The organism is Liquorilactobacillus uvarum DSM 19971 (genome assembly GCF_001434935.1).
In the GTDB taxonomy this organism is placed as follows: Bacteria; Bacillota; Bacilli; order Lactobacillales; family Lactobacillaceae; genus Liquorilactobacillus; species Liquorilactobacillus uvarum.
Map to the genome: position 1 here is coordinate 1 of NZ_AZEG01000054.1, position 6,217 is coordinate 6,217.

A 6,217-nucleotide genomic window follows, 5' to 3' on the forward strand; every position below is an offset into this window, starting at 1 on the left:
AATTATGGCACAACTGTTCAGAAATTTATGTACCAAATACTAGGATAGGAGCAAAGGGTGTTAGTTAAATTTCACCAGTAAAGAATACTTAATTGAAGAAGCTCGCGAAATAGGAATAAAACATACCAATTTTGGTTAAAAATTGTAAAATTAAGTAAAATAGTCTAATCTTTAACTGCATATTATAGCTTTGAAAGGCTGAGATGTTGACTTCATATGAATCCTAGAAGCTTTTAACTTGTCTATTAGAGATTCGCTGACTTTTGACTCTGTTGACCTATATCAACAATCAAAAATAGCCACAAAAAAACCATCTTTTCAACTATCACGAGTTAGTAGGCGGCTTTTATTTTAGGCTTTAGTTGTACTGTAACTTAGTATCGTTTTTGACGACTTTAGAAAGAGAAAAGGATACCTTTAGGTTTATTATCTTCTTACTAATTATGCTCGTTCCTAATAGAATAAAATTTTCCTGTACAATAGCTTTATTAACTATTTACATAGACATCCAAGAAACAGATAAAAGATTGCCATCTGGATCTTTAACTTCTAGTTCGTACATCTGGTCCTCAGGAATTCCCAATTCTACATGATAAAAAGTACCGCCATTTATTTTTGCAGTTTGTGCGAACTTCTTGACTGCGGTAATACTTTCCAAATTAAACGATGTTATAGAACCATTGCTTTTTTGTGTGTCAGCAATTGTCTGCCCCTTTAAAAACTGACTGTAAAAACTATGAGTCAATAACATTATCCAAATATTTTCGGTCCACATCATTGCAGTGCCGTTTTTGTTAGAAAACTCCGCATTTTTCTTAAACCCCAGTGCATCATAAAACTTGATCGAACGCGACATGTCAATTACTGGTAAATTCACAAATATCATTTTTTTCATAATTATGCTCCTTTATCCTAGAAAATCGTGGCAACGTTTAAAGATAGATGTCAATTAGGTGGCTGTTATGCGCTTTTATTATCGCATCATTTCCAAAAAAGGCAAATAAGATGTTTGAGGTTGTTAATTTATCCGAGTGTTATATTTTAAAATATTATACAGCTTGCAAAAAAATGTAAGTATAAGGAGGTAGCTTCTTTGCAGAGGCATCATTTAATGTTATGCATTCCAAAAGTTATACTAAAACAGCCGACTTAACTGTTATCAAGGGATTATTAACAAGTAATGGAAATACGGATCGTGATTCAACGGGCTTCGATACAGCTACACAGTTAACGTCAGCAGCAATAGCCAAATTTAAAAATGCAGGTTTTGAAATTGTAGGCCGCTACCTTACTGGAACAGTTGGGACAGGCAGCAATGAGTGCCCTAAGAATCTAACAGCTGATGAAATTACAGCGATTACGTCAGCTGGTCTGAGCATCTTTCCAATTTATGAAGATGGCGGTTATGAAGAAAAATATTTTACAAACAGTCAAGAAACAATGGATAGCGGCGTTTCAACAGCTGAAGCTTATCGTAAATTATTGGAAGCAAATGTATAGTTGGTTGATCGATGATATAATTTGTGCAAAAGTGAATTTTAGGCTTAATGCCTATAATTTATTTTTTAGCGATAATATCATTTAAGGAGAATAGCTATGAGAGACTATGGTAAATACTTGCTTTTTCTATTGGCTTTTGTTGTGACTTTGTTTTTTTCAAATAAAGTAATGTTGCAAATGCCTAAAGCATTGGTTTCTATTATTGTGTTTGGCGTCTTGTCCTTGTTAGTATTTTATTTTGATAAGCACTTTCGAAAAAGAAAGACAATTTCAAAAATTTTACTGATCTTTACATGGTTAAGTCTATTCTTAGTGGTTGCATATACACATGAAAATTACTGGTCAACTAAAAATGTCTATGGAACACAGATGTTTTACTCGAAATGCTTCAAAGTAAAAATAGATGGAAAAAATTATGTACTCACTACACAAAGTCACAGTTTTACCATACGTACGTATTTTTTTAATCTATATCAACGTGAGGGATTATTTTATAGACGTGTTAATAGAAAATATTATTTTGTATATACTAAAAATATGCATCCTGATAAAAGTTCGGTATGGATTTTTAAAAACACAGTGTTGAAAAATGTTCATAATTTACAAGTGGATCCGAAAACAGCGTTCTACTATCAACCAATAAATTGATCCTTAGCAGCTCATAATTAAGTGTGATGTTCAAAATGTTTTTTTGAATGTACCAAGGAGAACTCAGGAAATGAAAGTTGGATTATGCACGGGTGAGTACCACTGAACAGAACTTAGATCGCCAATTAGACGCACTCAAAAAAGCTGAGGTGCAAAAAGTATTTGCCAAAAAAATTTCGGGAAAGAATGCAGAACGACCTCAATTAAAAGCTATGCTGGAATATATTCATGATCAAGATGAGATTGTTGTCTTGGTTTGGATCGTTTAGGACGGAGTTCGCGAGCTTTGACGGAGATTATTGAAGAGGTCCGGCATAAAGGCGCCGTGCTAAATATTTTGGACTTACCAATTTTTGCGGGCGTTGAGGGCCAAAATTTGGAAGCTTTGTTATCCAATTTGGTATTGGAGATCTACAAATATACGGCTGAAGAAGAACGACGTAAAATCCGCAAACGGCAACGGCAGGGGATTGAGCTGGCTAAAATCTTGCTGCTAGACGTGGATGAATTCCGTTCAAAGCACCGACAGTGACTTGAGTAGTAACGTTTTTTGCGTTGTGCTTTTATTATTTTGCAGTTTAGAATTATAATTCCATCTTATTTTTTTAAATCGTATGTTATTATTTATTTAAAAGGATATATATAATTATGGAAAAAGTTGACATGGATTATTGATATAATTAAGATTTTTAGGTGCAATATTTTCTTATTCTCCACAAAATATAAATTCTGTTAAAGTAAAAATAATTTTAAGACGGAAAAGACAAATTCCTAAACATATCTAAATCCAAAAACGGCTTTAGCATCTTAGATACCTTGTCACTAAGTTGGATTTTAATAAATAATTTTTTTCGCAATTTTATCTTAATAATTATTACATTCTATTAGTGATTTTTTTGAATTAAATTATTATTTACAAAAATGTAATTAGAAAAGAGCTCTGTTCGAGTGCTTTTTTGCAACTTTAGTTTCAAAAGATGTGTTTTTAAAGTTAGTACCTAAGTTCAGGTCATCAGCATTGCAGGCACAAGGATTGCCATATCTTGAAAGTGAAATTGATCAGCTTTCCACTACGACAAACGAAGGAATAAATGATGATGTTGAAGAAGTTGCTGGGGTATCAGAGTATCTGACGGCGCTAGATCATGTGGTTGGCAAATTGAAGGATATAGCTTTTTTAAACCAATCAAATGATAGGAGTATTGGTTAATGAAGAAAGAAAAAGAGTTTATTACAATATTAATTTTAGAATGCATCTCTGTGATTGGAAGTTATATGACTACTTATGTCTTGAATATTTGGACTTGGCATAGATTTGGAACGGTGAGTACTTTAGTTGCAGTAAATATGGCCTTGATGCTACCGTTGGTGGTTATATCACCATTCTCTGGAATACTAATTGATCGAGTAGGGAAAAAACGATTGCTCATTGTTTCTAATACTATTATGGCCATTGCAACATTCTTGCTTTTAAATGCATTTTATTTTGACAAGTTGACGATGGGTGAGGTAATTGTATATGGAATTGCACAATCGTTAGTTAATAGTTTAAAAACCCCATTAATAACTAGCTTAACGAGTTCAATGGTAAGGAAAGAAAATATTAAAAGAATTAATGGTTTGGCGCAGAGTACACTAGCAGTATCACAAATTTTTGGGCCAATTTTGGGTTCACTTTTGTTAAAAATAGAAGGATATTCATTAGTTGTTTTTTTAGATGCCATTTCCTATCTTATTATTTCAATCCCATTATTTTTCTTTGCAATACCGACAGATACTCATAAAGGGAAATCTATTATAAAAGATTTAATGACAGGGATTACCATTCTTAAGTCGGATAACTATCTAAAAATTTTAGCAATTCTTGACGCCTCAGGTAATCTTTTTGCACCTTTTATCGTTACGCTTTTACTACCAATGACTTCAAAATATTGGATTAGTGATATTTCTAGTTTAGCTATGAACTCAGGATTTTCTCTTACTAGTAATACACTTTATGGATTCTTGAGTGCCCTACTTTTTATAGGTACCTTAATAGGCGGGATTACCTTTTCTTGGAGGGGGGGATTTAGAAAAAACTATAATAATTTAATTTTCGGTTATCTCGGTGCTGCAATTAGTATTATTGTAGCAGCATCTACCAATCTATTTGTAGGTATCATAGGATTATTGATGTCGGGTTTTGTCGTACCATACGTCAATGCTACAATGTACGCCGTTTTGATGGATAAAGTACCCACAACTAATCAAGGAAAAGTATTCACTTTGTATAATGCGCTTTCAATAGGAACTTATCCAATAGGACTGTTAGTTATCAACGTATTAGGTGATATTCCAAGTTATCAGATTTTATTGATTGGAGGGTTTTCTAATTTTTTGGTTAGTTTGACCTGCTTAATATTTGGTCGTCTGTCACTGCATATTGTGGATATTGAATCCTGATTTTTAAGAATACTTTTTAACAAATGTTACCCCAAGTTAATGATATTGATTGTATCCATTTTAACGTATGGAGTTAGTATAAATCTTGAGACAAAACTTTTGGGAGAGTGTAAGAGGTGGCTAAATCAAGTGAATTTGATTTTAGATGGGAAGGGTAGTGTGTAGAGTCGGTGTTTTCATTGATGGAGTTTTTATAGGAAAATAAACAGACTTTAAATACAATAGCAATGGAGGAATGCTTGTTACGAATAATATTGTAAGTATTTTGAAGATGCTAGTGTTTAAGAGAGTGTTCATGAGGTGTTGTCAAACCATAGGATTATGTGGTTAGCTTTTATGAGCAAAGCCAGATTAATTTACCTTTGCTTTTTGTGTGTTTTATGCATACGTTTTTGATAGATAAAGATGTTATTGCAATATTATTATTGCTATTAATCGTAATTTAATTTTGATATGCATTCAGGGCTAAGAAGCAATAAAGTTATTTAAAAGGTATGGATTTAAGTATAGGATGCATCATGTTTTTTGATTTGAGTAAAATTGGTAACTGAGAATTTGCTTTTTGCTATTATCTGGTTGCCAGTCTTTAAGTGAGGGATTCTAACTATGACACATAATTTTAGAAGTGATTTAGGAAAGGTAATTATATTTTGGATTAGCATAGTGGTGTTTGATAATTATTTTTCTATTTACGTGATGGAAGTGTTACATATTAAAACATCATATCTAACATTGGAAATATATTTCAAGTTATTTGAAATGTTGTTTGCAGTAGTTTTAAATATTATTCTGATTCATGAAAAAGTACGATGGAAAATTAATTTGGGAAGAAATTCATACGTTGTTTTTTTCATAATGTTTGTGATTTTATTCGTATTTTCAAGCAATCACACAAATAACATAAAAAGTGCTTTTGTTATTGGAATTATTGCTAGCATTCCAGAAGAATATATATTTAGAAACATAATTACAGGAAAACTTATGGTATCTGCTATTCCTGTGAAAAATATTAAATCTGTTTTGTTAAGGATAGCCATAGCCAGCTCTTTATTTAGTTTATATTATCTGGGGAATGCTGGGTCTGATGGGATTTCGTCTACCTTGTTACAGATGATTCAAGTTATCGGTTTGGGTTTCTTTTTGGGGTGTCTGTTTGTTAGAAAAGGTAGTGTTTTATTTCCGATAGCTATGCACTTTTTCATTGATTACTTAGCAACTATAATCAATGGAATTGGAACGCCTGTTGCTACGCATTTAACATTTAGCAATTTATTGACTTCTTTTTTCATTATGTGTGTGTATATAATTTTGGGGATTACTATATTGGACGTAAATAATCCTGGCAATTGGGAGTTGCTAAAAAAAAGTAATTCGCGTAAACCTAAATTATACTCAGCTAAAAAACAAAATAATTGATTTTGGACTTGTGATCTTCAATAATATACCTCAATTTTTGGACGTATGAATATGATTTTTAGTAATGGAATTCATTATAAAGCATGCCTCGGTTCGACACTTTAATTTTATGTTTTAAGGGGGCTTTCCATGAACATATATATATTAGTTGATCTTGCTCCTATGTCAATAAATGGCACATCTTTTTCTAAACACTCGTTCTAATTCTGTC

6 protein-coding genes and 1 pseudogene are annotated in these 6,217 nt (G+C 32.2%); 6 read left to right on the forward strand and 1 reads right to left on the reverse strand.

What is annotated here, in order from left to right:
• Positions 1-496 precede the first annotated feature (496 nt).
• On the reverse strand, positions 497-895 hold the full coding sequence (locus FD20_RS11840; RefSeq protein WP_057738771.1) for a VOC family protein: 399 nt from the start codon (positions 893-895) through the stop codon (positions 497-499).
• Positions 896-1,116: 221 nt separating this feature from the next.
• Between FD20_RS11840 and FD20_RS11845 the strand changes: the two genes are divergently transcribed.
• The 6 genes and pseudogenes from FD20_RS11845 to FD20_RS11865 all read left to right on the forward strand — a co-directional run bounded on the left by FD20_RS11845 (position 1,117) and on the right by FD20_RS11865 (position 6,006).
• Positions 1,117-1,500 (forward strand): glycoside hydrolase domain-containing protein, encoded by a 384-nt coding sequence (locus FD20_RS11845; RefSeq protein WP_057738773.1) that lies wholly within the window; start codon positions 1,117-1,119, stop codon positions 1,498-1,500.
• A 96-nt stretch (positions 1,501-1,596) separates the two neighbouring features.
• The gene (locus tag FD20_RS11850; RefSeq protein WP_057738775.1) at positions 1,597-2,148 is read left to right on the forward strand and encodes a hypothetical protein; all 552 of its coding nucleotides are present in this window, start codon (positions 1,597-1,599) and stop codon (positions 2,146-2,148) included.
• Positions 2,149-2,225: 77 nt separating this feature from the next.
• Positions 2,226-2,632: pseudogene (locus FD20_RS11855) on the forward strand (recombinase family protein); the annotation flags it as partial.
• A 495-nt stretch (positions 2,633-3,127) separates the two neighbouring features.
• Positions 3,128-3,358, forward strand: coding sequence for a hypothetical protein (locus FD20_RS13435; RefSeq protein WP_162255656.1), 231 nt, complete (start codon positions 3,128-3,130; stop codon positions 3,356-3,358).
• Entirely contained in the window at positions 3,358-4,590 is a 1,233-nt protein-coding gene (locus tag FD20_RS11860; RefSeq protein ID WP_057738777.1) for an MFS transporter, read from the forward strand. Before FD20_RS13435 ends, FD20_RS11860 begins: the two co-directional genes overlap by 1 nt.
• 606 nt (positions 4,591-5,196) lie before the next feature.
• Positions 5,197-6,006, forward strand: coding sequence for a CPBP family intramembrane glutamic endopeptidase (locus FD20_RS11865; protein WP_057738779.1), 810 nt, complete (start codon positions 5,197-5,199; stop codon positions 6,004-6,006).
• Positions 6,007-6,217: the final 211 nt, after the last annotated feature.

Coding starts and splice junctions, on each gene's coding strand:
- FD20_RS11840 (WP_057738771.1), bottom strand. CDS start 895: ATGAAAAAAATGATATTTGTGAATTTACCAGTAATTGACATGTCGCGT.
- FD20_RS11845 (WP_057738773.1), top strand. CDS start 1,117: ATGCATTCCAAAAGTTATACTAAAACAGCCGACTTAACTGTTATCAAG.
- FD20_RS11850 (WP_057738775.1), top strand. CDS start 1,597: ATGAGAGACTATGGTAAATACTTGCTTTTTCTATTGGCTTTTGTTGTG.
- FD20_RS11860 (WP_057738777.1), top strand. CDS start 3,358: ATGAAGAAAGAAAAAGAGTTTATTACAATATTAATTTTAGAATGCATC.
- FD20_RS11865 (WP_057738779.1), top strand. CDS start 5,197: ATGACACATAATTTTAGAAGTGATTTAGGAAAGGTAATTATATTTTGG.